This window comes from Collimonas fungivorans (genome assembly GCF_001584145.1).
Lineage (GTDB): Bacteria > Pseudomonadota > Gammaproteobacteria > Burkholderiales > Burkholderiaceae_D > Collimonas > Collimonas fungivorans.
Genome location: NZ_CP013232.1, coordinates 1,289,904 through 1,313,250, shown reverse-complemented (window position 1 = coordinate 1,313,250; position 23,347 = coordinate 1,289,904). Strand labels below are relative to the sequence as shown.

Genomic DNA, 23,347 nt, shown 5'->3' with positions numbered 1-23,347 from the left:
TCAAACCTTGCCTCCGATAGTGGCGGTTACTTTGATGGTGCGAGTGTCAGGGATTTCGGCATGCGACAGTACTTTGAGCTGCGGCAGGCTGCGCCGTAAAAACCGTGCCAGCAAGACCCGCAGCGGATGCTGCACAACCAGCACCGGCGACAGGCCGAACTGCTCCTGGCGCGTGATTGCCGCCTGGGTCTGCGCCAGCAGGCTGTCGGCCAGCCCCGGCTCCAGCCCGCTGCCATTGCTCAGCGCCTGCAGCAGGACCCGGTCGAGCGAACTGTCGAGGCCGATCACCTGCAATTCGCCATTGCCAGGGAACAGCTGCTGGGTGATGGCCCGACCCAGCGCCAGCCGTACCAGCGATGTCAGCTCGGTGGCGTCGCTGACTGCGGCTCCATGCTCCAGCAGGACATCGAGGATGGTGCGCATGTCGCGTATCGAGACGCTTTCGTCCAGCAGGTTTTGCAATACTTTCTGCAATGTGGTCAGCGACAGCAGTTTCGGCACCAGGTCCTCGATCAGCTTCGGCGCATCCTTGCCGACCCGGTCCAGCAGTTGCTGCACTTCCTGCCGTCCCAACAGTTCCGCCGAATGGGCATGGATCAGGTGGTTCAGGTGGGTAGCGATCACGGTGCTGGCGTCGACCACGGTATAGCCGTAGATCTGCGCCTGTTCCCGCATGTGGCTTTCGATCCAGACCGCCGGCAGGCCGAAGGCGGGATCGACCGTCTGCGTACCGGGCAAGGTGGCGCTGACCTGGCCCGGGTTGATCGCCATCCATTGGCCGGGCCAGGCTTCGCCGTTGGCGATCTCCACGCCTTTCAGCGTGATTACATAAGAATTCGGCTTGAGTTCAAGGTTGTCGCGGATATGCACCACCGGCACCAGGAAGCCGATGTCCTGCGCAAATTTCTTGCGTATGCTCTTGATGCGCCCCAGCAGTTCGCCGTTCTGGCTGCGGTCCACCAGTGAAATCAGGCGGTAGCCGACTTCCAGCCCAAGCGGATCGACCAGCGCCACGTCATCCCAGCTGGCGTCGGCCGGTTCTGCAGCCGCGGCGGAAGGCGGCGGCGCCTTGGCCGCATATTCCGCCGCCGCGGTTTTCTGCAGCAAGCGCCGGCCGAGATAGACCAGGCCGCCGGCAATGATCAGGAACGCCACATGCGGCATGCCCGGCACCAGCCCCATCAGGCCGATGATGCCGGCGGTCAGGAACAGCACCTGCGGATTGGAGAACAATTGCCCCATCAGCTGCTGACCGACATCTTCGTCGGTAGTCACGCGCGAAACGATGACACCGGCCGCAGTCGAAATCACCAGCGCCGGAATCTGCGCCACCAGGCCGTCGCCGATGGTCAGCAAGGTGTAGTTCTTGGCCGCCACCGAAATATCCAGGCCATGCTGGGCGACGCCGACAATCAGGCCGCCGACCACGTTGATCACCATGATCAGCAAACCGGCCACCGCATCGCCGCGCACAAACTTGCTGGCGCCGTCCATGGAACCGTAGAAATCCGCTTCCTGCGCAACTTCAGCACGGCGCTTGCGCGCCACGTCTTCGCCGATCAGGCCAGCGTTGAGGTCAGCGTCGATCGCCATCTGCTTGCCCGGCATCGCATCCAGCGTGAAACGTGCGCCGACTTCGGCAATCCGTCCTGCGCCCTTGGTGATGACCATGAAGTTGATCACCACCAGGATCACGAACACCACGATGCCGACGGCAAAATTGCCGCCTACCAGAAAATGGCCGAAGGCTTCGATCACCTTGCCGGCGGCATCCGGTCCGGTATGGCCTTCCAGCAGCACGACCCGGGTAGAAGCGACGTTGAGCGATAAGCGCAACAAGGTGGAAAACAGCAGCACCGCAGGAAAGGCGGCGAAATCCAGCGCCTTCATGGTGTACATGCTGACCAGCAGCACCATCACCGATAGCGCGATGTTGAAGGTGAACAGCAGGTCGAGCAGGAAAGGCGGCAAGGGCAAGATCATCATGCCCAGGATCATGATGATCAGCACCGGACCGGCCATGCCCTTGACGCTGTTGCCGGCCAATATGGCGGCTCCCATGCGAGGCAACGAACTGAATGAAAAAGCTGGGCCTGCTGGCTTCATGCCGGGCTCCCTAATATGTCGAGTGAGGTGTCGAGAGAAGCGGGAACCGGCAGGTCAGCCGGCGTGCGTGGCGCAACGCCTCCCTCGTTGCGCCAGCGCTGCAGCTGGTAAACCCAGGCCAGCACTTCGGCCACCGCGGTGTACAGGGCGGCCGGAATTTCTTCGCCGAGGTTGGTATGGCGGTACAGCGCCCGAGTCAAGGGCGGCGCTTCCAGCATGGGGATCTTGTGTTCGGCGCCGATGGCGCGGATGCGCAGCGCCACCAGGTCGGTGCCTTTGGCTACCACGCGCGGCGCGCGCATTTCCTTGTCGCTGTATTTGAGCGCGACCGCAAAATGGGTCGGATTGGTCACCACCACATCGGCCGTCGCCACCTCGGCCATCATGCGCCGCCGCGCCATCTGTTGCTGCTGGCGCCGGATCTGGCCCTTGACGTGCGGATCGCCTTCGCTTTCCTTGTGTTCCTGCTTCAGCTCTTCGCGCGTCATGCGCAGCTTGCGGTAATAACTCCACAACTGGTATGGAACGTCGATGGCTGCCACCAGCAGCAAGGAAGCAATGATCAGGCCGCAGCAATTGGCGACCAGCCGCACCGTATGCGCCAGCGCGCCATGTACCGGCTCTCCCAGCAGGCCAAGCAGCGTATCCAGGTTGCGCGACATGACCCAGTAGGCGATGCCGCCTACCAGCACCGACTTGGTGCATGCCTTGACCAGTTCCGCCAGCGACTGGCTGGAGAAGATGCGGGCGATGCCGGTCGCAGGATTCAGCTTGGAGAATTTTGGCGCCAGCGCATCCAGAGAAAACAGCCAGCCGCCCAGCATCAGCGGCGCTGTCAGGGCCGCCAGCGCTAGCATAGCCAGCAAGGGCAACAAAGCCTGCAGCGCTTCCTGCGCGGCGGCGGCGGCCTGGGTCAGCATATAGGACGAGTCGAAAGCGGCAGCGCGCTTGAATTGCATGCCCTGCCGCAAGGCGTGGCCAATATGCTCGGCCATCGGCAGCGCCGTCAGCCACAAGCCGCCGATGCCGGTGCTCAGCATGACAAACGTGCTCAGCTCGCGCGAACGGGCAACCTGGCCTTCTTCGCGCGCCTTTTCCAGGCGCCGGGGAGAACCGGGTTCCGTTTTTTCGAGATCGCTTTCTTCCGCCATGCATGCTCCGAACCAGAAGGGACGAACAGCGCCCTATCAATGTCGATTATTGATGCAAGGAGGCAGATGCAATCGGGCAAACAAGGCGGGGATAGCGGCGCTGCTCAGGCAATCGCTGCGGTCAGGGCGTGTTTGCCATCGCCCCGACCGTTTTTAAGCATGATGCTGACTCCCAATTACCCGGCTCAGAAACCCAGGCTGGACAACAGGTCGTCAACCTGCTCCTGGTCGGAAACCGCGTCGGGATTCTCTTCCGCTTTCATTTGCGGACCGTTCAACAGGCCGTTGCCGTCGCTGCGCTTTTCCAGCGGCGTGTTGTCGATCAGCACCTGCAGCAGCTGCTTTTCCATTTCCTGCACGACTTCCATCATTTTCTTGATGACCTGGCCGGTCAGGTCCTGGAAATCCTGCGCCATCATGATTTCCATCAGTTGCGCATTAATGGCCGAAGCCTGCTGCGGTACCTCTTTCAGGTAATTGCGGGTATCCAGCACCAGCACCCGTGCATCGTCCAGCTCGACCGGACTGACGAACCACTCATCCCAGCGCTGGTTGAGTGTCTTGGCCTGCTTGCTGAGTTTTTCCTGGATCGGCTGGGCGACGTCGATCGCGTTCAGGGCTCTCTCGGCAGCGCGTTCGGTCATCGCCGCCACGTAATTCAGGCGGTCGCGGGCGTCCGGGATCGCCTGCGCTGCCTTGGCGATCTCCTGGTCCAGGCCGAGTTCGCGCATGCTTTCGCGCAGCAGGCGGGTCAGGTGGCCGATGCGGTTGACCAGCTGTTCGGCGGAATCGCCGGCAACCGGCATCTGTAAGGCGAGGCTCATATCAAGCGCTCTCTTTCGCAATTTTTTCGAATATCTTGGTGATCTTTTCCTCCAGCGTGGCCGCGGTAAAAGGCTTGACCACATAACCGTTGGCGCCGGCCTGGGCGGCGGCGATGATGTTTTCCTTCTTGGCTTCGGCCGTCACCATCAGCACCGGCAGCCTGGCGAGGGCCGGATCGGCGCGTATCGATTGCAGCATGGTCAGGCCATCCATGTTCGGCATGTTCCAGTCCGAGACGACAAAGCCGAAGTTGCCGTCCTTGAGCTTGGCCAGCCCCGCTGCGCCGTCCTCGGCTTCATCGACATTGACGAAATCGAGCTCTTTCAACAGATTTCTCACAATCCGCCGCATGGTGGGGAAATCGTCCACCACCAGAATTTTGATGCTTTTATCAACCATGATTACTCCACACTATAAATAGGGTCCAGGACCTGCACAAATTCCTGACGCCATATCTGTATAACGTCACAAATGTCAAAAAATGCAGGGCAGGTAATTTTCACACCCGTTTCACACCCGTTTCACACCCGTTTCACACCCGGTTTGAGCGTTCGCCGTACGACATCAGGCGCGCCATCAGGCGTGCGCTCATTTCAGCTATGCCGGCTACTTCGCTGGCCGCACCCATGGCGATTGCCTCGCGCGGCATGCCGAACACCACGCAGCTGGCTTCGTCTTGCGCCAAGGTGTAGGCGCCGGCCTGGCGCATGCGCAGCAAGCCTGCGGCGCCGTCTCGCCCCATGCCGGTCAGGATTACGCCGATGGCGTTCTTGCCGGCATGCCGGGCGACCGAATCGAACAACACATCGATCGACGGCCGATGGCGGTTTACCGGCTCTTCCTGGTCCAGGTGAGCGACATAGTTGGCGCCGCTGCGCGCCAGCGACAGATGGAAGCCGCCGGGCGCGATATAAGCATGGCCCGGCAGCACCCGCTCGCCGTGTTCCGCTTCCTTGACGGTGATGCGGCACAAGCCGTCCAGGCGCTGCGCAAAGGAGCGGGTAAACCCGGGCGGCATGTGTTGCGCGATCATGATGCCCGGGCAATCCGGCGGCAGCGGCTGCAAGACTTCCCGGATCGCTTCGGTGCCGCCGGTGGAGGCGCCGATGATGATCAGCTTCTCGGTGCTCAGCAAAGGGCTGCGCAGCATGGGCGTCAATCCGGCCGCTGCCGCCGCATCGGCGCCGGAGCGGCGCGCCGACTGCAGGCGGGCGCGGGCTGCCGCGCGGATCTTGTCGGCGATCAGGTCGGTATATTCCAGCAAGCCTTCGCGTATGCCGAGGCGCGGTTTGGTGACAAAATCGACTGCTCCCAGTTCCAGCGCGCGCAACGTGATTTCGGATCCGCGCTCGGTCAGCGAGGACACCATCAGCACCGGCATGGGCCGCAGGCGCATCAGCTTTTCCAGGAAATCCAGGCCATCCATGCGCGGCATTTCGACGTCCAGCGTCAGCACATCCGGATTAAGCTGCTTGATCAGGTCGCGCGCCACCAGCGGATCGGGCGCCGTCGCCACTACCGTCATATCCGCCTGGCTATTGATGATTTCGGTCATCAAGCTGCGTATCAGCGCTGAATCGTCGACACACAACACCTTGATTTTTTATCGTTCATGCGCTGCCCCCACCTTGTTTTACGGCTCTCTTGCCGCTGGCCGTATTGAATAATTCCACCTTGCTGCGCACTGGCTGCTGCGCCAGCGTCTGCACCAGCTGCTGCTCGTCGCGCTGGATTTGTTCGGCATCGTTGATGCGATGCAGCCTGCGCACCATGACCTTGCCGCTCCGGGGAAAATAGCTGATCCTGCGCGGCAGGTTGCCGCGCAGGTCCTGCGCCGCCACCCGTACCTGCTCCATCTGCAGGTAGCGCAATACAAAATCGGCATTGCGGTCGCCGATGTTAAGCAGCGTCATGTTGGCCAGCACCGCGCCGCCGCCGAACACCTTGGCTTCCAGCCGCTCGCGCCGTGCGCCGGCCTTGAGCAACTCGTTGAGCAGCATCTCCATGGCGTAGGCGCCGTAGCGCATGGAAGCCGAAGTGCCGTTGCCGGAACTGCCGTCGTCCGGCAGCATGAAGTGATTCATGCCGCCGACTCCTGCCGTGCTGTCGCGCACGCAGGCCGCCACGCATGAGCCCAGCACGGTGCTCAGCACCATGTCGTCAGGCGTGACGTAGTATTCGTTCGGCAGCAGCTTGACCGCCGCGCTGTCGAACTCGCGGTCAAAATAATGATGGGTCGCGATCGACTCTTCCGCTGCTGAAATCATGCGCCGCCTTTAGCCTGCCTCGGATCGAGTTCATACACGGTCTGGCCGCGCAGCCGGAACGGCTGGCTGGCATAGGAAAAATTCTCGGAATGCCCGGCAAACAGCAAGCCTTGCGCTTTCATCAGAGGCGCAAAGCGCTGCAGGATCTTGTTCTGCGTCGGCTTGTCGAAATAGATCATCACATTGCGGCAAAAGATGGCGTCGAACGGTTCTTTCAAGCCCCACTGCGTATCCAGCAGGTTGACCTGGCCGAACTTCACCATGGCCGCCACTTCCGGCCGTATCCGCACCTGCCCGGCGCGGGCGCCGCTGCCTTTCAGAAAAAAACGCTTGAGCCGTTCCAGCGGCAGCTTGCTGACCTGTTCCATGGTGTAGACCCCGGCCGCGGCTTTTTCCAGCACCTGGGTGTCGATGTCAGTGGCGATCACGCTGGCCGTGGCAGCGCGGCTGCCGAGCGCTTCGATCAGGGTCATCGCAATCGAATACGGTTCTTCGCCGGTGGAGGCGGCCGAACACCAGACTGTCACCGGCGCCGCGCATTTTTTTGCATGCTCCGCCAGCAACGGAAAATGATGTGCTTCACGGAAAAACGCCGTCAGGTTGGTGGTCAGGGCATTGGTGAAAGCTTGCCATTCGGCGCTATCCTTCTCAGCTTCCAGCAGGGCCAGATAGGAAGTGAAATCGTTCATGCCCAGTTCGCGCAAGCGACGCGACAGGCGGCTGTAGACCATCTCGCGCTTTTGCTCGCCCAGCGCGATGCCGGCGCGCTGATGGATCAGCGCACGGACCCGGGAAAAATCGCCGTCGGTCAGCAAAAAATCCCGAGCTGAAGCAGCAGCAACCCTGGTGCTCGGTTTGATAGTCATCCGGTGTGCCTTAACATGGTGAACAGGTCCGCCCGCTGCGGCACCTGCCCGTATTGCAATATAAACATGGCAGCCTTACGCCGATGCCGCAAACAAGCGCCTAAAACCCTGCTTGCTCCGGCTATGACGGTGTCAAGCCGCGGCGCCGCGCAGCATCTGCGCATGCGGCGTGATATCGATCATCCTGTTTGCCCGCGCCGCGCCATGCGCACGCTCCAGCTTGAAGGCGCCGACCACTTCCGCCAGGGTGCCAGCCTGGTCCTGCAGGCTGGCGGCGGCCGCCGCCGCCTCTTCCACCAGAGCGGCGTTCTGCTGGGTTACCTGGTCCATCTGGCTGATGGCCTGGTTGATCTGCTCGATGCCGGCGGTCTGTTCCTGGCTGGCGGCGGTGATTTCACCCATGATGTCAGTCACGCGACGTACGCTGGCCACGATTTCCTCCATGGTGCTGCCGGCCTGGTCCACCAGGCGCGAACCGAGCCCGACTTTTTCCACCGAGTCGTCGATCAGCCCCTTGATTTCCTTGGCCGCAGCCGCCGAACGCTGCGCCAGGCTGCGCACTTCCGCCGCCACCACCGCAAACCCGCGACCCTGTTCGCCGGCGCGCGCCGCTTCCACCGCTGCATTCAGCGCCAGGATATTGGTCTGGAAAGCGATGCCGTCGATCACGCCGATGATGTCGACGATCTTTTTCGATGAGGTATTGATGGCGCCCATGGTGCTGACCACCTGGGTCACCACGGTACCGCCATGCAGCGCCACTTCCGAGGCAGACACCGCCAGCTGGTTGGCCTGGCTGGCGTTGTCGGCATTCTGCTTGACGGTGGAAGTCAGCTGCTCCATCGACGCGGCAGTCTCTTCCAGCGAACTGGCTTGCTGTTCCGTACGCTGCGACAGGTTCTGGTTGCCGGCCGCGATCTGGCCGGAGGCGGTGGCAATGGTATCGGTGCCGCTGCGCACTTCGCCGACGATCTTCTGCAAGCTGTGGTTCATGTCTTTCAGCGCCTGCATCAGCTGCCCGGTCTCGTCGCTCGACCTGACTTCGATATCGGCCGTCAAATCGCCGTCGGCGACGCGGCGCGCCACGTCTACCGCAAATTCCAGGGGCTGGGCAACCACGCGCGCGATCCACAACGCCAGGGTGAAACCCAGCAGCAGCATGCCGATCATCAGGCCCATGGTCCAGAGCCTGGCGTTGCTGTAGATGGCCGCACCATCTTTTGCGGCGGCGGCGCTGCCGTCGCTGTTGATTTTCACCAGGCGCTCGACCAGCTTGTCCAATTCGACGATGGCTGCCAGGGAATCGCCGCGTATCTCTTTGATCGCGTCGTCTTTCCTGAAGGCGCGCGAGATGTCGACGATTTTCTTGTCCATCTCCAGATACGGCGGGATTTTGTCCTTGAACTGATCGTATCCGGCGCGCTCCTGCTCGGAGACCAAGGGTGCATAGTCGTTCAGGTTCTTTTGCAGGTCGCTCCGGATCTCGCCGATGAACTGGGCGCTCTTGTCCATGTCGGCGACATCGTTAGACATGACGTGCTGCATTTCGACGTTGCGCAGCAGCGCCAGGTTGCTCTTCATGGTCAGCAGCAGCCGCACGCTCGGCAGCCAGTCGCTGTTGATTTGGTTGGTGGTGGCGTTGACTTGCCCCAGTTGCGTAATCGAGGCCACGCCCAGCACCAGCGTCAGCATCAATATCAAGGCGAACGACAGCAGCAGCTTGGTCGCAATTTTCAAGTTGTAGAACCAGGTCATGATTTTCTTTTCAGATGGGGTTTCAGTTGCACGCGAGCCTTTGGCTCGGGATTGCGGATTCCGGCCAGCCGCTTTCCTGATCTTGTTAACGGCAGGCCGCGCCGTTTCTTCAGGATCAAAAGCAGCCTGTCCCGCTGTCGCCCCTTCAACTTTCGCGAAAGTTGTCGTTATTGACTTTGATTGCCAGGAATTCGGCAGGATGCAACGCGTCGCTTCAATCCGCCCAACAAGAAAAGGATAGTCAATGAACAATAAATTCTTCAACAGCCTCAACGTAGGCATCAAGCTCAGCTTGTTTACCTTTTTGCTGGCAGCCGTGATCTTCCTGGTCTACGGCTGGGCCAGCGCCCGCTCCACCTCCCAATTGCTGGAACAGCGCGGAACGCGCGACATTGCCGGCAGGACCGGCACCATGATCCAGATGCTGGACACATTCGATGCCAGCCATAAAAGCGAAGCCGAGCGTTTCGCGTTGCTGCTGGCGAGTTATTTCCCCGGGAAATTTTCTATCGACGGCAGCAGGACCGTCGATGTCGCCGGCAAGCCGCTGCCGTTGCTGAAGAATGGTAACGACACCGTCAACATGAATTTCTCGATCGCCGACAATTTCACCTCGGCCAGCCGCGCGGTGGCGACGATCTTCATCAAGAACGGCGATGACTTCATCCGCATCTCGACCTCGCTCAAGAAAGAAAACGGCGAGCGCGCCATCGGCACCGTGCTCGACCACGGCCATCCAGGATACGCCCGCCTGCAGGACGGCCTGTCGTACATCGGCCGCGCCACGCTGTTCGGAAAGGAGTACATGACCGCCTACAACCCGGTCAAGGACGAGGCCGGAGCCATCGTCGGCGCGCTGTTTGTCGGCGTCGACATCAGCGCCGATATCGAAACGCTGAAGGCACGCATCCGCTCGGTCAGGCTGGGCGAGTCCGGTTATTTCTATGTGCTCAACGCCGCCCAAGGCAAGGACCTCGGCAAGCTGCTGGTGGCGCCTGCCGACGAAGGCAAGAATGTGCTGGCGCTGAAGGATGCCGATGGCCGCGAATTCATCAAGGACATCCTGGAACACAAGGAAGGCAGCATGCGTTATGCCTCGCAGGAAGGCGCCGGTGCGGAAAAAATCGCCGCCTTCGCGTTGTACAAGAACTGGAACTGGCTGATTGTCGGCAGCGAGGATGCCGCCGAACTGACGCAGGAGATCACCACCCTGCGCAACCGCAATGCCATGTATGGCCTGGTGGCGGTGCTGATCATGGTGGCGGCGCTGTACTGGCTGATCCGCAACACCATCAGCCAGCCGCTGGAGAGAGTCAAGCAAGCGGCGCAGCAACTGGCGGCGGGCGACCTCAGCGTCACCATGGCAAGCAACCGCGGTGATGAAATCGGCCAGCTGGAACGGGCCATCAACGGCATCAGCCAAGGTTTGGCCGGCGTCATCGGCAATGTGCGGCAAGGCACCGGTGAGATGGCGCGCGCCTCGCAGGAAATCGCCGAAGGCAACGCCAACCTGTCGGCCCGCACCGAATCGCAAGCGGCTTCGCTGGAACAGACCAGCAGTTCGCTGGAACAGCTGACGGCTGCGGTGAAACACAGCGCCGACAGCGCCCAGCATGCCAATCAGCTGGTGATCAGCGCATCGGGGCAAGCGATCGAGGGTGGCCAGGCGGTCGGCCAGGTGGTGGATACGATGCAGGCGATCAAGGACAGTTCGCGCAAGATCCACGAGATCATCGGCGTGATCGACGGCATCGCTTTCCAGACCAATATCCTGGCGCTGAATGCAGCGGTGGAAGCGGCGCGGGCCGGCGAACAGGGCCGCGGTTTTGCCGTGGTGGCGGCGGAAGTACGCAGCCTGGCGCAGCGTTCAGCTACGGCCGCCAAGGAAATCAAGGGCTTGATCAGCGATTCGGTGGAACAGGTGGATGCAGGTGGCAAGCTGGCGGATGCTGCCGGCCAGACCATGCAAGGCATAGTCGCCGCAGTCAAGCGGGTGGCTGACATCATGCATGAAATCACGGCAGCGACCGGAGAACAAAGCAGCGGCATCGAAGAGATCAACCGCGCCATGGGTCACATAGACGATATCACCCAGCAAAACGCCGCGCTGGTCGAGCAGGCCGCGGCTGCCGCCCAGAGCCTGCAGGACCAGGCAGCGCAGCTGGCGCAAACTGCTGCTGTTTTCAAGCTCGCCTGAAACTCAGCCAAAAATATAGGGTGGGCACCTGTGCCCACCCTACGCGGATGCAGCTTGCGACCCGCCGGTTGATTACACCAGGGTCAGGGTAACGTCGATGTTGCCGCGGGTTGCGTTGGAATAAGGGCAGACTTTGTGCGCCTTGTTGACCAGGTCTTCTGCTGCGCCGGCATCCATGCCAGGCAGGGAAATGCGCAATTCGACTTCGATGCCGAAACCGCCGGGAATCTGGCCGATGCCTACCAGGCCGGTGATCGACACGTCTGCGGGCAGGCTGATTTTTTCTTGCGAGGCGACGAATTTCATCGCACCGATGAAGCAGGCGGAATAACCGGCTGCAAACAGCTGTTCAGGATTGGTGCCTTCGCCGCCGGCGCCGCCCAGTTCTTTCGGTGTGGTCAACTTGACGTCCAGCACGTTATCGGATGACACGGCGCGGCCGTCACGGCCTCCGGTTGCAGTGGCTTGGGCGCGGTACAGAACTTTTTCGACTGACATGATGGTTTCCTTTATTGGCCGGTTGGAAAATCCTTTGGATCGATACAGTCGGCCGTACTGCTGATCCGGATCAAAGGTACAACATTAAAATGACGCAAGAATGAAACGCGGCATAAGCTGATTCTTAATCACACAATTGTATTGCTCACAATTTATATTTCATTCAAAACTACGCTCTCTATCTTCAAGCGATATTGCCAGCCATGGCAGCACGCAACCGCCGCAATTCCTGGGTCAGCGCCTTCACTTCGTCCAGCGAGCATTCAACGCTGCAACTCACCTGCTGCGGTATCGCCAGCGCTTGCTGGCGCAGGTTCTTGCCGGCCGCGCTCAAGCTGACAATCACCTGGCGCTCATCGTGAGGCGAGCGCTGGCGGCGCAAAAATCCGCTGCTTTCCAGGCGCTTGAGCAAGGGCGTCAACGTGCCGGAATCGAGAAACAGGCGCTCGCCCAAAGCCGATACAGTCACTTCGTCGCGCTCCCATAAGGTCAGCAGCACCAGGTACTGCGGATAGGTCAAACCCATTTTCTGCAGCAGCGGCTTGTAAATCTTGGTCATGGTCAGCGATGCCGAATACAGCGCAAAGCACAGCTGGTTGTCCAGCAGCAGGCTGTCCGGCCCGAATGATTCCGGTGCGAAGTTTGCAGTCGATTGTTTGCTGGTGTCCATGGATTGAATAATATATCGCTTAAAATTAAATTGCAAGCAATCTAATTTGCATTTAAATCTATCGCCGGGATTGCGGATAGCTATGGGCCATCCTCACCAGCCACAGCTCTCTTGCTCCGACAACAAGGCAACGCCCAGAGTTTCGAAATAATTGCATTCTTGCGGGCTGGCGACCAAAGCAAAATGCAATCATGAAATGTATCATTGCAAGACCGTCCCGGCTTCCCTCGCGCCGATACGCAAACGATACGCAAACGAGGCGTAAACGGGGTGTAAAAACGAGGTGTAAATATACGCAGATCCATAAGGCAGCAGAGTGGCACAACAAGGTTTTATCCTGACCAGGCACTGGCGCGACACTCCCAATGGCACAGAAGTCGAGTTCTGGCTGGCGACTGACGACGGCCCCCGGCACATCCGCCTGTCTCCCCAAGAGTCGGTGGCCTTCATACCTGTCGAGCAGCGGCAACAGGCAGAAAGCGTGCTGCGCAACGAACGCCGGTTTGAGCTGCGTCCGCTGCTCCTGAAGGATTTCCAGTGCCGTCCGGTGCTAGGCCTGTATTTGCAGCAGCATCGCCAGCTGATCAAGCTGGAGAAGCTGCTGAGGGACGGCGGCGTCGACGTCTACGAAGCGGATATCCGCCCGCCCGAACGCTACCTGATGGAGCGCTTCATCACCGCCCCGGTCTGGTTCGCAGGCGAAAAAAATGGCAGCGGCCCCATGTTCAACAGCACCATGAAACCCGCGCCCGAATACCGTCCGCAGCTGAAGCTGGTTTCGCTCGATATTGAAACCACGGCGCATGGAGACTTGTATTCGATCGCCCTCGAAGGCTGCGGCCAGCGCCAGGTGTACATGCTGGGGCCGCCTAACGGCGACGCCAGCGAAGTCGATTTCGACCTGGAATATTGCGCCAGCCGCCAGCTGCTGCTGGAGAAACTGAACCAATGGCTGGAACGGCACGATCCCGATGCCATCATCGGCTGGAACCTGGTGCAGTTCGATCTGCGTATCCTGCAAAAACATGCCCAGGAATACCAGATACCGCTGCTGATCGGCCGCGGTGGCGGTGGCCGCGGCGGCAGCCAGATGGAGTGGCGCGAACACGGCTTCAAGCCGAACCACCATTTCGCGTCCGCTGCCGGCCGCCTGATCATCGACGGCATCGAAGCGCTGAAATCGGCAACCTGGAATTTCCCTTCCTTCAGCCTGGAGCATGTAGCCCAAACCCTGCTGGGCGAAGGTAAATCGATCACCAATCCCTACCAGCGCATGGCCGAAATCGACCGCCGTTTCGCCGAGGACAAACCGGCGCTGGCGACCTACAACCTGAAAGACTGCGAACTGGTGACGCGCATCTTCGCCAAGACCGAACTGCTGGCATTCCTGCTGGAACGCGCCGCCGTCACCGGCTTGCCGGCAGACCGCAGCGGTGGTTCGGTGGCTGCTTTCAGCCATTTGTATCTGCCCCACATGCACCGCCAGGGTTACGTCGCGCCGAACCTGGGCGAAGTGGCTGGCGATTCCAGCCCCGGCGGCTTTGTAATGGATTCGCAATCGGGCTTGTACGATTCCGTCGTGGTGCTGGATTATAAAAGCCTGTATCCCTCCATCATCCGCACCTTCCTGATCGATCCGGTCGGGCTGGTCGAAGGCATGCAGCATCCGGGCGACAGCGATTCCGTGCCGGGCTTTCGCGGCGGCCGCTTCTCGCGCAGCAAGCACTGCCTGCCAGGCATCGTCAGCCAGATCTGGCAAGGGCGCGAAACGGCAAAACGCCAGCGCAACCAGCCGCTGTCGCAAGCCTTGAAGATCATCATGAATGCCTTCTGCGGTGTGCTGGGTTCGACTGGCTGCCGTTTTTTCGATCCACGCCTGGCGTCATCGGTCACCATGCGCGGCCATGAGATCATGCACAAGACACGCGAACTGATCGAGGCCAAAGGCTATCAGGTCATCTATGGCGACACCGATTCCACTTTTGTCTGGCTCAAGCAACCGCATACCGAGCAACAGGCGGCCAAGATCGGCAATACCCTGGCGCAGGACGTCAACGAATGGTGGCGCCTGCATCTGCGGCAAACCCTGGGTATCGAAAGCGCGCTGGAACTGGAGTTCGACACCCACTACCGCCGCTTCCTGATGCCGACCATCCGCGGCACCGAACTGGGCAGCAAGAAGCGTTATGCCGGCTTGATCGTCAACGCCGACGGCGCGGACGAGATGGTGTACCGGGGACTGGAGTCGGTGCGCTCCGACTGGACCCCGCTGGCCAAGGAATTCCAGCAACAGCTTTACCAGCACATATTCAAGCGCGAGCCCTATCAGGCTTACGTACGCGATTACGTCAGCCGCACGCTGAAAGGCGAATTCGACGAGCTGCTGGTCTACCGTAAACGGCTGAGACGACCTTTGGAAGCATACGAGCGCAATGTGCCACCGCATGTGCGCGCCGCGCGCGTGGCCGATGAGTTCAACCGCGAACAAGGCCGGCCATTGCAGTACCAGAACGGCGGCTGGATCAGCTACGTGATGACCACGGCCGGCCCCGAGCCGTTGGAAACGCAGCGCTCGGCGATCGACTATGACCACTATCTGACCCGGCAGCTGCAGCCGCTGGCGGATGCGATATTGCCGTTTCTGGACGATAATTTTGCGGCTTTGGTGGGCGGGCAGAAGGAATTGTTTTAAAGTCGTGTGTCGTTCTCGGCTGTCCGCTATCGGCCAGAAACGGACGTCCCCTCGATGGAAGGGTCAGGCCTCGGCCTCATGGCAAACCACTTCAATGTTGTGCCCGTCCGGGCCAATGACAAAAGCGGCATAGTAGTTCGCGTTGTACTGCGGGCGCAAACCAGGCGCGCCATTGTCTTTGCCACCCGCCTCCAGGGCCGCGCGATAGAAAGCTTCGACTTGCTGGCGATTCTCGGCCGCGAACGCCAAATGAAGATGCGCCGGCCGCTCCTCGGTTTGGTACAGGCACAATGAAGCCTTGTCCTTTGGGCCAAGAAGCTCGACACCGTACGTCGGCGGCCCCTCCCCGACAACAGCTACGCCGAGCGGTTCGAGGGCCTTGAGGAAAAACGTTTTGCTCGCTGCATAGTCGCTGACTCCGAATTTGACGTGGTCAAACATAAGTTCTCCTGAAATATGTGAGCCCGCATGAGCGCTGACGCAATATTGATTGCAATCCGCTGCGGTCTGTTGCTGGTGGCGCAAAACCTCCACAAGTCGCTTGGCATCTGGCTTTGCGCGCACTATATTATATAAATAAACAATATTAAATGTGGCATGAAACCCGCAGAAACCGTGGCACAAAGGAGAATGGCTTGAGCAGTCCCGATGCCGACAAAGCCTTCACTGGCTCAATCCCGAGGCTCTATGAAGAGTATCTGGTTCCGATGATTTTTGAACCGTATGCTGTCGATTTGGTGAATCGGATAGTTTCGCGGCCACTTACCCGGGTGCTCGAGATTGCTGCAGGTACAGGCGTTGTGACCCGCAATCTGGCATCCGCGCTGCCGGAAAGCGTCTCCATTGTTGCCACGGACCTTAATCAGGCGATGCTGGATATGGCTTCCAAGGTCGGAACCAGATACCCCGTGGAGTGGCGTCAGGCGGATGCCATGCAACTGCCCTTCGAGGACTCAATGTTCGACGCCGTGGTGTGCCAGTTTGGAGTCATGTTCTTTCCCGACAAGCCGAAGGCGTTTTCGGAGATGCGTCGTGTTCTCCGGCCGGGTGGCGTTCTCATTTTCAACGTTTGGGATCGAATCGAGGAGAACGAGTTCGCCCACAACGTTGCGGCTGCACTCGCAGCGCTCTTTCCCAACGATCCTCCGCGCTTCATGGCCCGCACGCCCCATGGTTACCACGACCTCGCAACCATTACGCGAGATCTGGAGGCTGGCGGTTTCCGCTCGTCACCTCACATTAGCACCGTCGCGGCGCGCAGCCGGGCGACGTCGGCGCGGATCCCTGCAATCGCTTACTGCCAAGGGACGCCGCTACGCGGCGAGATCGAGGCGCGCGACAAGTCACGGCTCAGCGAAGCAACCGACGCCGCTGAGGAAGCCATCGTCCGACAGTTTGGACCTGGTCCTGTTGACGGCAAGATTCAGGCGCACATTATCACTATCGAACGCTGATGGCGTTGCCAAGTTGGCGGACTCGGCGGCCCAAGTATTTCTCAGAGAAGTCTGAAGGCAACTCTATGCCAATGCTTGTTTGAGCCTCAGCGCCAGCCGCATCGCATCCTTCTCATCGACCACGTTGGCAAAACCCAGCAGCAACCCCTGCCGCGGTTTTGCATTGATGTACCAGCGCGACAAAGGATGCACGGCCAGACCGGCAGTCCGCGCACGGCCCGCGAGCATGACATCGTCCTCGTGATCAGCCAGCTTCGCCAGTACGTGCAACCCGCCAGGCTGCAAATCGATCCGTATGCGATCGCCCAATATTTCCTGGAAAACGCGCGACGTCACCGCGCGGCGCTCTGCGTACAACAGGCGCATTTTTTTCAGATGCCTTGAGAAATGGCCTTCGGCGATAAAGTCGGCAATGCCTTCCTGGAACAGGTATGGGCAGCCTGCGTTCAGGTTATAAGAGGCGGCCTGAAAGCGAGCAATCGCACTGACCGGCGCGACCGCATAAGCCAGCCTCAAGCCCGGGAACATCGCCTTGCTGAAGGTGCCGCTGTAAATCACGCGGTCATTGCGGTCCAGGCTTTTCAGCGCCGGCAGCGGCCGTCCCTGATAGCGGAATTCGCTATCGTAGTCGTCTTCGATAATCCAGCTGCCGGCTTTGCTGGCCCACTCCAGAAGCGCCATCCGGCGTTCCAGCGACAGCGTCACGCCAAGCGGGCTTTGGTGCGAGGGCGTGACCATTGCGAATTTTGCATAGGGACTGAGGCGCTTGCCTTCTTCCACCATCAAGCCATGATCATCGACCGGCACCGGCACCATCTTGACTGCGGTATTTTGCAGGAACAGACGGGCAAAAATATAGCCGGGATCTTCGAACCAGAAGGCGTCGCCGACAGTGGAAAGGCTGCTTAACGTCAGTTCCAGCGTGTTGCGCAAGCCGGTCGTGATGAACACCTGCTCCGGCAGGCAAGTCACGCCGCGCGAGACGCCCAGGTAAGTTGCAATTTTTTCGCGCAAACGGTCATAACCGGCAGGGTCGGGATAGGCCAGCCGCGCCGGTTCGCTGCCGCGCAGGCGATGTCCGACCAGCCGGTTCCACACCTTGCGCGGGAATGCATCGAGCGCGGGCAAACCCATCTGCAACGGCTTCGGCGCCTTGCCGTCGTGGTCGACGATGACGGCATGGGCCTGGCCGGCGATTGCTGCTTGCGGCTTGGGGATCGCCGGCGGCGGCAAAGACGGCGATACCACGGTGCCGGCCGCACCCCTGACCTGCAGATATCCTTCGTCTGCCAGGATGCGATAAGCCATTTCCACCGTGCCGCGCGCGAGGTTCAATTCGGTCGCCAGCGCCCGTACTGCGGGCACACGATCGCCCGCACGCAGGTTTCCCCGCTCGATCGCAGTCTTGAAACGTTGACATATCTGTTGATACATCGGCAATTCCAGCGTGCGATCGATGTGCAGGTCAAGGCCGGGCTTGGCAACGGGCTTGGCAAACTCCATGGACTAGTCCTTTTGTTATTTCTTGGCCCTTCTAACATGGCCATGATTCTCGCATACTACACCTCAAGCAAACCCCGATTTACTTCGATTTACCTAACCAAGGAGCTTCAAATGCAAACTCGCCTCGACTTCTACACTGCCGACAAAGACGCCATCAAGGCATTGATGGGTGTTGAAAACCAGATCAACAAAGGCACATTGGACATCCTGCTCAAGGAACTGGTCCGCCTGCGTGCGTCGCAAATCAATGGCTGCGCTTTCTGCCTCGACATGCATGTCACCGACGCCCGCAAGGCCGGCGAATCGGAACGCCGCATGGCTACCGTCTCGGCCTGGCGCGAAACCCCGTTCTTCAGCGACCGTGAACGCGCCGCACTGGCATGGACCGAATCGCTGACGCTGGTTTCGCAAAACCATGTGCCGGATGCAGTGTGGGAAGCAGTCCGCCCGCATTTCACCGACGCCGAACTGATCGAACTGACCTTGCTTATCACCTCGATCAATACCTGGAACCGGTTTGCCATCGCATTCCGCAAGATGCCAGTGTAATTGCCGGCAGCTTCGGCAATCCGGTTCACAAACCCGTCGTCCATTGATGGGGACACATTGAAAGGCATTCCATGAAAATCCTCATCATCGGCGGCAGCGGCCTGATCGGATCGAAAGTCGCCGCCAACCTGCGCCAGCTCGGTTACGACGTCGTCGCCGGTTCTCCAGGCACCGGCGTCAACACCATCACCGGCGAAGGTTTGGCGGATGCGGTCAAAGGCGCACAGGTCGTCATCGATTTGAGCAACTCGCCTTCGTTCGAAGACAAGGCCGTGCTCGAATTCTTTGAAACGTCCGGCCGCAACCTGCTTGCCGCGGAACAGGCAGCCGGCGTCAAGCATCACATTGCGCTGTCGGTGGTCGGCACCGAACGCATGCTCGACAGCGGCTACTTCCGCGCCAAGATGGCACAGGAAAATATGGTCAAGGCATCCAGGCTGCCGTACACCATCGTGCGCTCCACGCAATTCTTCGAATTCCTCGGCGGCATTGCGCAATCAGGCACGATCGGCAACGAGATCCGCCTGTCGCCGGCGCATGTGCAACCGATTTCATCGGACGACATCGCGGCGATCGTGTCGGATACAGCGCTGATACAGGCGATCAACGGTACATTCGATGCGGCCGGCCCGGAAAAAATCGGGCTCGCCGACCTGATGAAGCGTTACCTGAACGCCCTCGGCGACAAACGCATCGTCGTGCCGGATGGCAATGCGGCTTACTACGGCGCACAGATCAACGATCAATCGCTGACGCCGGCCGGCAGCGCGCGCCTCGGCGACACCGGGTTTGCCGCGTGGTTCAGCAAGTCGCAGCCGGCTCGATAAACTGCAATGCGATTATCGATTCACCCGCTCTGTCGACGCAACGATAGAGCAGCGCCAACTTTCTGGAGAAATGCATGCAGTCTGAGGTAGAAATAAAACACATCGAAAGCGACGCCGATCTGGCAGCGTCGTTCTCCGTGATGAAGGAATTGCGGCCGCATCTGAGCGATCGTGCAACATACAGCGCTCAGGTTGCGCAGCAACGTACGCAAGGGTATTGCCTGCTCGCGGCATGGCGCGACGGCGCCATCGTCGGACTTGCCGGCTACCGGCTGCAAGACAACCTGATATACGGCCGTTTCGTTTACGTCGACGACTTGGTGGTAACAGCCACGTTGCACCGCTCCGGACTGGGCGAACGCCTGTTGCAGGCAGCGCGGCAACAAGCCATCGCGTCGCACTGCAAGCATTTTGTGCTGGATACCGGCTTGCATATGGCGCTGGCCCAGCGCTTTTACTTCCGCCAGGGGCTGCTTGCAAAGGGCATGCATTTTGTCGAACCGCTTACACAGGAAACCTCCACATGACGCGCATTTTAGTATTGAACAGCGGCCCGTACAGCGATGCAAGCCATGGTTATCGCCTTGCAATGGAAGCGATTGCCGCATCGGGCATCGATAACGTACAGATCACCGAACGCGATCTGGTGAAGTCGCCTCTTCCGCCAATCGGACGCGACTACGCAATTGCGCTCACTTCGCAAACGGCGCCCGATGCAAAAGAATTCGCGTGGTCGGAACGCCTGATCGTCGAACTGGAACAACACGATATGCTGTTCATCGTCACTCCGATGCACAACTTCACCGTACCCGCCGCGCTCAAGCTGTGGCTCGATCACGTAATCCGCATCAATCGCAGTTTCCACGCCACGCCGCAAGGCAAGGTCGGACTGATAAAAGACCGCGCGACCTTTGTACTGGTCAGTTCCGGCGGTTTCCATGTGGGAGAACGGGCGAAACAGGCTGACTTCCTGACGCCGTACCTGCGTTATGCGCTGGCATCGATCGGCATCAGCGATGTGCACTTTTTCCCGCTGCAAGGACTGGTCTTCGGTCCGGAAGCCGTGGCGCAGGCGGTGCAGGAAGCACGTCAGGGATTGTCTGAGAAATTGCCTTTGTCCATTGCATGCCTATAGGCTCAGCCGGCGGTGTAAGCCGCCGGCGCCAGCAAGAGTTACTTATATTTCCTACACACTCATGTTACCCAGCGTGCTGGCGCGATAAGCGGCGACAAAAGTATCGAAATCCCCGGTCTGGCTGCGCTCCAGGCTTTCCTGCTCGGACAGGGACGTGGCCGCCAGCGTTTCGAAATAATTGCCTTCTTCCAGGCTCGGAGGATGCGCCAGGAAATATGCCGCATGCGCCTTGCTCTGGCGCAGCGCAAAACTGCCGAACGATTCCTGGTTGTCGCGCAGGATCGCCAATACCTTCGCGGATGGCGTCAGTTCAACCGATTCCAGCTTGAGGTTTTGTTTCGCCAGCGATGCCGCATGGGCGCCATCGCTGCGCTGGGCGTCGAGCAGGGCTGCCGCCGAACCGATCCGCTGCATCAGCTCCTTGCCCCAGGTTTGCAGGCCGACCGGATTGCCGTCACGCCGCAGTTGCAAACCGGGACGCCGCCCTTCCTTCACTGCACGCGAGAAATTCTCGGTATTTTCCAGGCTTTCTTCATCGCTGGTCAACGGGCTGTCGTCTAGTGCGCAGAACAACAGGAAAGCATCCAGGAAGCGCGAGGTTTCCAGGTTGATTCCCATCGGTTCGAACGGGTCGATGTCCATGCAGCGCACTTCAATGTACTGCACGCCGCGCGCGGAAAGCGCCTGGATCGGCCGCTCGCCGGAATTGATGACGCGCTTCGGCCGAATGGTCGAGTAGTACTCGTTTTCGATCTGCAGGATGTTGGTGTTGATCTGCACCCACTCGCCGTTGCGATGCGTGCCGATTTCCGCGTACGGCGGATAAGGCTGGCTGACCGCGCGCGCCAGGCTCTTGATGTAGCTGTCGAGGCTGTTGAATTGCGGCGTCAGGCGCGCCTGGGCTTCGCTGGTGTAGCCGAGGTCGCTCATGCGCAGGCTGGTCGCGTACGGCAGGTAGAGGGTGTCTTTGTCCAGTTCTTCCAGGCGGTGGTCGCGGCCGTCCAGGAAACACTTGGACAAGGCCGGCGAAGCGCCGAACAGGTACATCAGCAGCCAGCTGTAGCGGCGGAAATTGCGCACCAGCGCGATATAGCTTTCCGACTGAAAATGCACTGCCGTGCCGCTGGCGCCTTCGGCCTGCTGCAGGGCTTCCCATACACCTTCAGCCAGCGAATAGTTGTAATGGATGCCGGCGATGCATTGCATGCGCTTGCCGTAGCGCAGCGCCAGGCCGCGCCGGTAGACGTGTTTCAGGGTCCCCATGTGGGACGTGCCGTACCAGGCAATCGGGATCTGCTCTTCCGCCGGCAGATGGGCCGGCATAGACTGGCTCCACAGCAGTTCGTCGCCCAGCTTGGTATAGACAAAACGGTGGATCGCGTCCAGTTCGGTCAACGCGGTCGCGATGTCGTGCTCGGCCGGGGTAATGAATTCCAGCAGCGATTCCGAATAGTCGGTGGTGATCTGCGGATGGGTCAGCGCCGAGCCCAGCGCGCGCGGATGCGGCGTCAGGGCCAGCCGGCCGTCGGCTTCGACGCGCAGGGTTTCTCTTTCGATGCCGCGCAGGCCCTGGCCCAGCAAGCCGCGGTGCTGCTCTTGCCCTAGCAGCGCCAGCCGGCGAGTGTAATGATCGGTCAATTCAGCATCCTTTTTTCAAATTTGTCAGCTCTGCCATGCGGCCGCCTGTTGCATTATTTCGGGCATGGTCGGTGACATGCAGATGTCGTAGAAGGCGAGAATAGCCGAAAATGAAAGAACGCGTCGGATGTCGGCTGGACAGCAATTTACAATCGGCCGCGAGCTCAGGAAGTACGCTGGGCGAGGCCTGGTTTTATCAAATCGGCAATTCCTGGTGGATGCGCGCGGGCCGGCAAGAACGGGTCGGCAAGAAATAAACTGCAAATATTCGCAAATTTCCACACGGCAACACGCCACCGACGCAGTCTTCGGCGCGCGCACCCCTTATAATCCTGCTTTGCTTTCAATTTTCATTGCCTCTACTATGCCAGCCCAACTGATCGACGGAAACCTCCTCTCCCAACAACTCCGCGCCGACGTCGCCAAACGCGCCGCCGCGCTGACCGCGCAGGGCAAGCAGCCCGGCCTGGCGGTGATCCTGGTCGGCGACAGCCCGGCTTCACAGGTGTATGTGCGCAACAAGGTCAAGGCTTGCGAAGACAACGGCTTGTATTCAGTGCTGGAAAAATATGATGCCGACCTGACCGAAGCGGCCCTGCTGGCGCGTATCGACGCCTTGAATAAAGATCCGAAGATCAACGGCATCCTGGTGCAGTTGCCGTTGCCGGCCCATATCGACGCCCACAAGGTGATCGAAGCCATCGCCGCCGAAAAAGACGTCGACGGCTTCCACATCAGCAACGCCGGCCTGCTGATGACCGGCCAGCCGCTGTTCCGCCCGTGTACTCCTTACGGCGTGATGAAAATGCTGGAATCGGTCAACTTCCCGGTGCGCGGCGCCCATGCGGTGATCGTCGGCGCCTCGAATATCGTCGGCAAGCCGCAAGCCATGCTGCTCTTGCAGGCCGGCGCCACCGTCACCATCTGTAATTCCAAGACCCGCGACCTCGGGCTGCACACGCGCATGGCCGACATCCTGGTGGTGGCTACCGGCAAGCGCAATATCGTCACCGCCGACATGGTCAAGCCTGGCGCTGCCGTGATCGATGTCGGCATGAACCGCGACGATAACGGCAAACTGTGCGGCGATGTCGATTTTGCCAACGCCAAGGAAGTGGCGGGCTACATCACCCCGGTGCCAGGCGGCGTCGGGCCGATGACCATCACCATGCTGCTGGTCAATACCATCGAAGCCGCAGAAAGAATGTAACTGT

At 60.1% G+C, this 23,347-nt stretch carries 22 protein-coding genes; 9 read left to right on the top strand and 13 right to left on the bottom strand.

The features are described from left to right. The 8 genes from flhA to CFter6_RS05650 all read right to left on the bottom strand — a co-directional run bounded on the left by flhA (nt 1) and on the right by CFter6_RS05650 (nt 8,970). Entirely contained in the window at nt 1-2,061 is a 2,061-nt protein-coding gene (gene flhA / locus CFter6_RS05685) for a flagellar biosynthesis protein FlhA (RefSeq protein ID WP_150118879.1), read from the bottom strand. A gap of 41 nt (nt 2,062-2,102) precedes the next feature. Next, complete coding sequence (gene flhB, locus CFter6_RS05680; RefSeq protein ID WP_061539098.1) at nt 2,103-3,257, bottom strand: flagellar biosynthesis protein FlhB; 1,155 nt, start codon at nt 3,255-3,257, stop codon at nt 2,103-2,105. A gap of 185 nt (nt 3,258-3,442) precedes the next feature. Further along, a complete protein-coding gene (cheZ, locus tag CFter6_RS05675; protein WP_061539097.1) occupies nt 3,443-4,081 on the bottom strand; it encodes a protein phosphatase CheZ in 639 nt (212 codons plus the stop codon). A 1-nt stretch (nt 4,082) separates the two neighbouring features. Beyond that, nucleotides 4,083-4,481, bottom strand: coding sequence for a chemotaxis response regulator CheY (gene cheY, locus CFter6_RS05670; RefSeq protein WP_061539096.1), 399 nt, complete (start codon nt 4,479-4,481; stop codon nt 4,083-4,085). Between the two features lie 133 nt (nt 4,482-4,614). Beyond that, the gene (locus tag CFter6_RS05665; RefSeq protein ID WP_061542226.1) at nt 4,615-5,637 is read right to left on the bottom strand and encodes a protein-glutamate methylesterase/protein-glutamine glutaminase; all 1,023 of its coding nucleotides are present in this window, start codon (nt 5,635-5,637) and stop codon (nt 4,615-4,617) included. 55 nt (nt 5,638-5,692) lie between these two features. Further along, a complete protein-coding gene (cheD, locus tag CFter6_RS05660) occupies nt 5,693-6,349 on the bottom strand; it encodes a chemoreceptor glutamine deamidase CheD (RefSeq protein ID WP_061539095.1) in 657 nt (218 codons plus the stop codon). Next, entirely contained in the window at nt 6,346-7,215 is an 870-nt protein-coding gene (locus tag CFter6_RS05655; RefSeq protein WP_061539094.1) for a CheR family methyltransferase, read from the bottom strand. The genes cheD and CFter6_RS05655 overlap by 4 nt, the downstream gene beginning before the upstream one ends. Before the next feature lie 132 nt (nt 7,216-7,347). Then, a complete protein-coding gene (locus CFter6_RS05650) occupies nt 7,348-8,970 on the bottom strand; it encodes a methyl-accepting chemotaxis protein (protein ID WP_236904549.1) in 1,623 nt (540 codons plus the stop codon). A 244-nt stretch (nt 8,971-9,214) separates the two neighbouring features. On the opposite strand from CFter6_RS05650, the gene CFter6_RS05645 reads away from it, so the two are divergent. Then, on the top strand, nt 9,215-11,167 hold the full coding sequence (locus CFter6_RS05645; RefSeq protein ID WP_061539093.1) for a methyl-accepting chemotaxis protein: 1,953 nt from the start codon (nt 9,215-9,217) through the stop codon (nt 11,165-11,167). A 72-nt stretch (nt 11,168-11,239) separates the two neighbouring features. Here CFter6_RS05645 and CFter6_RS05640 read toward each other — a convergent pair whose 3' ends face one another. Beyond that, complete coding sequence (locus tag CFter6_RS05640; RefSeq protein ID WP_014004909.1) at nt 11,240-11,665, bottom strand: organic hydroperoxide resistance protein; 426 nt, start codon at nt 11,663-11,665, stop codon at nt 11,240-11,242. Nucleotides 11,666-11,849: 184 nt separating this feature from the next. Further along, nucleotides 11,850-12,335 carry a MarR family winged helix-turn-helix transcriptional regulator gene (locus CFter6_RS05635; RefSeq protein ID WP_061539092.1) on the bottom strand — a complete coding sequence of 162 codons (486 nt, stop codon included), beginning with the start codon at nt 12,333-12,335 and terminating at the stop codon, nt 11,850-11,852. A 316-nt stretch (nt 12,336-12,651) separates the two neighbouring features. On the opposite strand from CFter6_RS05635, the gene CFter6_RS05630 reads away from it, so the two are divergent. Next, complete coding sequence (locus tag CFter6_RS05630) at nt 12,652-15,027, top strand: DNA polymerase II (protein WP_061539091.1); 2,376 nt, start codon at nt 12,652-12,654, stop codon at nt 15,025-15,027. Between the two features lie 63 nt (nt 15,028-15,090). Here the strand turns inward: CFter6_RS05630 and CFter6_RS05625 are convergent, their stop codons facing one another. Then, nucleotides 15,091-15,468, bottom strand: a complete 378-nt coding sequence (locus CFter6_RS05625) for a VOC family protein (protein ID WP_061539090.1) — start codon at nt 15,466-15,468, stop codon at nt 15,091-15,093. Between the two features lie 194 nt (nt 15,469-15,662). Here CFter6_RS05625 and CFter6_RS05620 point away from each other — a divergent pair, with 194 nt between their 5' ends. Next, on the top strand, nt 15,663-16,481 hold the full coding sequence (locus CFter6_RS05620; protein WP_061539089.1) for a class I SAM-dependent methyltransferase: 819 nt from the start codon (nt 15,663-15,665) through the stop codon (nt 16,479-16,481). Between the two features lie 63 nt (nt 16,482-16,544). On the opposite strand, the gene pdxR is transcribed toward CFter6_RS05620, so the two are convergent. Next, nucleotides 16,545-17,984: a MocR-like pyridoxine biosynthesis transcription factor PdxR gene (gene pdxR / locus CFter6_RS05615; RefSeq protein ID WP_061539088.1), complete on the bottom strand. Its 1,440-nt coding sequence runs from the start codon at nt 17,982-17,984 to the stop codon at nt 16,545-16,547. Between the two features lie 111 nt (nt 17,985-18,095). On the opposite strand from pdxR, the gene CFter6_RS05610 reads away from it, so the two are divergent. The 4 genes from CFter6_RS05610 (at nt 18,096) to CFter6_RS05595 (ending at nt 20,495) form a co-directional block, all read left to right on the top strand. After that, on the top strand, nt 18,096-18,533 hold the full coding sequence (locus CFter6_RS05610; protein ID WP_061539087.1) for a carboxymuconolactone decarboxylase family protein: 438 nt from the start codon (nt 18,096-18,098) through the stop codon (nt 18,531-18,533). A gap of 71 nt (nt 18,534-18,604) precedes the next feature. Beyond that, a complete protein-coding gene (locus CFter6_RS05605) occupies nt 18,605-19,360 on the top strand; it encodes an SDR family oxidoreductase (protein ID WP_061539086.1) in 756 nt (251 codons plus the stop codon). A gap of 74 nt (nt 19,361-19,434) precedes the next feature. Further along, complete coding sequence (locus tag CFter6_RS05600) at nt 19,435-19,887, top strand: GNAT family N-acetyltransferase (protein ID WP_061539085.1); 453 nt, start codon at nt 19,435-19,437, stop codon at nt 19,885-19,887. Then, a complete protein-coding gene (locus CFter6_RS05595) occupies nt 19,884-20,495 on the top strand; it encodes an FMN-dependent NADH-azoreductase (RefSeq protein ID WP_061539084.1) in 612 nt (203 codons plus the stop codon). Before CFter6_RS05600 ends, CFter6_RS05595 begins: the two co-directional genes overlap by 4 nt. Before the next feature lie 51 nt (nt 20,496-20,546). Here the strand turns inward: CFter6_RS05595 and gshA are convergent, their stop codons facing one another. Continuing rightward, a complete protein-coding gene (gene gshA, locus CFter6_RS05590) occupies nt 20,547-22,133 on the bottom strand; it encodes a glutamate--cysteine ligase (protein ID WP_061539083.1) in 1,587 nt (528 codons plus the stop codon). A gap of 110 nt (nt 22,134-22,243) precedes the next feature. Between gshA and CFter6_RS25945 the strand changes: the two genes are divergently transcribed. Together CFter6_RS25945 and folD are read left to right on the top strand one after the other, a co-directional pair. After that, the gene (locus CFter6_RS25945) at nt 22,244-22,390 is read left to right on the top strand and encodes a hypothetical protein (RefSeq protein ID WP_167351361.1); all 147 of its coding nucleotides are present in this window, start codon (nt 22,244-22,246) and stop codon (nt 22,388-22,390) included. 107 nt (nt 22,391-22,497) lie between these two features. Next, complete coding sequence (folD, locus tag CFter6_RS05585; RefSeq protein ID WP_061539082.1) at nt 22,498-23,343, top strand: bifunctional methylenetetrahydrofolate dehydrogenase/methenyltetrahydrofolate cyclohydrolase FolD; 846 nt, start codon at nt 22,498-22,500, stop codon at nt 23,341-23,343. Nucleotides 23,344-23,347 lie beyond the last annotated feature (4 nt).

Excerpts from the sequence above, each read along its gene's own strand:
- flhA (WP_150118879.1), bottom strand. The coding sequence starts at position 2,061 with ATGGGAGCCGCCATATTGGCCGGCAACAGCGTCAAGGGCATGGCCGGT.
- flhB (WP_061539098.1), bottom strand. The coding sequence starts at position 3,257 with ATGGCGGAAGAAAGCGATCTCGAAAAAACGGAACCCGGTTCTCCCCGG.
- cheZ (WP_061539097.1), bottom strand. The coding sequence starts at position 4,081 with ATGAGCCTCGCCTTACAGATGCCGGTTGCCGGCGATTCCGCCGAACAG.
- cheY (WP_061539096.1), bottom strand. The coding sequence starts at position 4,481 with ATGGTTGATAAAAGCATCAAAATTCTGGTGGTGGACGATTTCCCCACC.
- CFter6_RS05665 (WP_061542226.1), bottom strand. The coding sequence starts at position 5,637 with ATGACCGAAATCATCAATAGCCAGGCGGATATGACGGTAGTGGCGACG.
- cheD (WP_061539095.1), bottom strand. The coding sequence starts at position 6,349 with ATGATTTCAGCAGCGGAAGAGTCGATCGCGACCCATCATTATTTTGAC.
- CFter6_RS05655 (WP_061539094.1), bottom strand. The coding sequence starts at position 7,215 with ATGACTATCAAACCGAGCACCAGGGTTGCTGCTGCTTCAGCTCGGGAT.
- CFter6_RS05650 (WP_236904549.1), bottom strand. The coding sequence starts at position 8,970 with ATGACCTGGTTCTACAACTTGAAAATTGCGACCAAGCTGCTGCTGTCG.
- CFter6_RS05645 (WP_061539093.1), top strand. The coding sequence starts at position 9,215 with ATGAACAATAAATTCTTCAACAGCCTCAACGTAGGCATCAAGCTCAGC.
- CFter6_RS05640 (WP_014004909.1), bottom strand. The coding sequence starts at position 11,665 with ATGTCAGTCGAAAAAGTTCTGTACCGCGCCCAAGCCACTGCAACCGGA.
- CFter6_RS05635 (WP_061539092.1), bottom strand. The coding sequence starts at position 12,335 with ATGGACACCAGCAAACAATCGACTGCAAACTTCGCACCGGAATCATTC.
- CFter6_RS05625 (WP_061539090.1), bottom strand. The coding sequence starts at position 15,468 with ATGTTTGACCACGTCAAATTCGGAGTCAGCGACTATGCAGCGAGCAAA.
- pdxR (WP_061539088.1), bottom strand. The coding sequence starts at position 17,984 with ATGGAGTTTGCCAAGCCCGTTGCCAAGCCCGGCCTTGACCTGCACATC.
- CFter6_RS05610 (WP_061539087.1), top strand. The coding sequence starts at position 18,096 with ATGCAAACTCGCCTCGACTTCTACACTGCCGACAAAGACGCCATCAAG.
- CFter6_RS05605 (WP_061539086.1), top strand. The coding sequence starts at position 18,605 with ATGAAAATCCTCATCATCGGCGGCAGCGGCCTGATCGGATCGAAAGTC.
- CFter6_RS05600 (WP_061539085.1), top strand. The coding sequence starts at position 19,435 with ATGCAGTCTGAGGTAGAAATAAAACACATCGAAAGCGACGCCGATCTG.
- CFter6_RS05595 (WP_061539084.1), top strand. The coding sequence starts at position 19,884 with ATGACGCGCATTTTAGTATTGAACAGCGGCCCGTACAGCGATGCAAGC.
- CFter6_RS25945 (WP_167351361.1), top strand. The coding sequence starts at position 22,244 with ATGAAAGAACGCGTCGGATGTCGGCTGGACAGCAATTTACAATCGGCC.
- folD (WP_061539082.1), top strand. The coding sequence starts at position 22,498 with ATGCCAGCCCAACTGATCGACGGAAACCTCCTCTCCCAACAACTCCGC.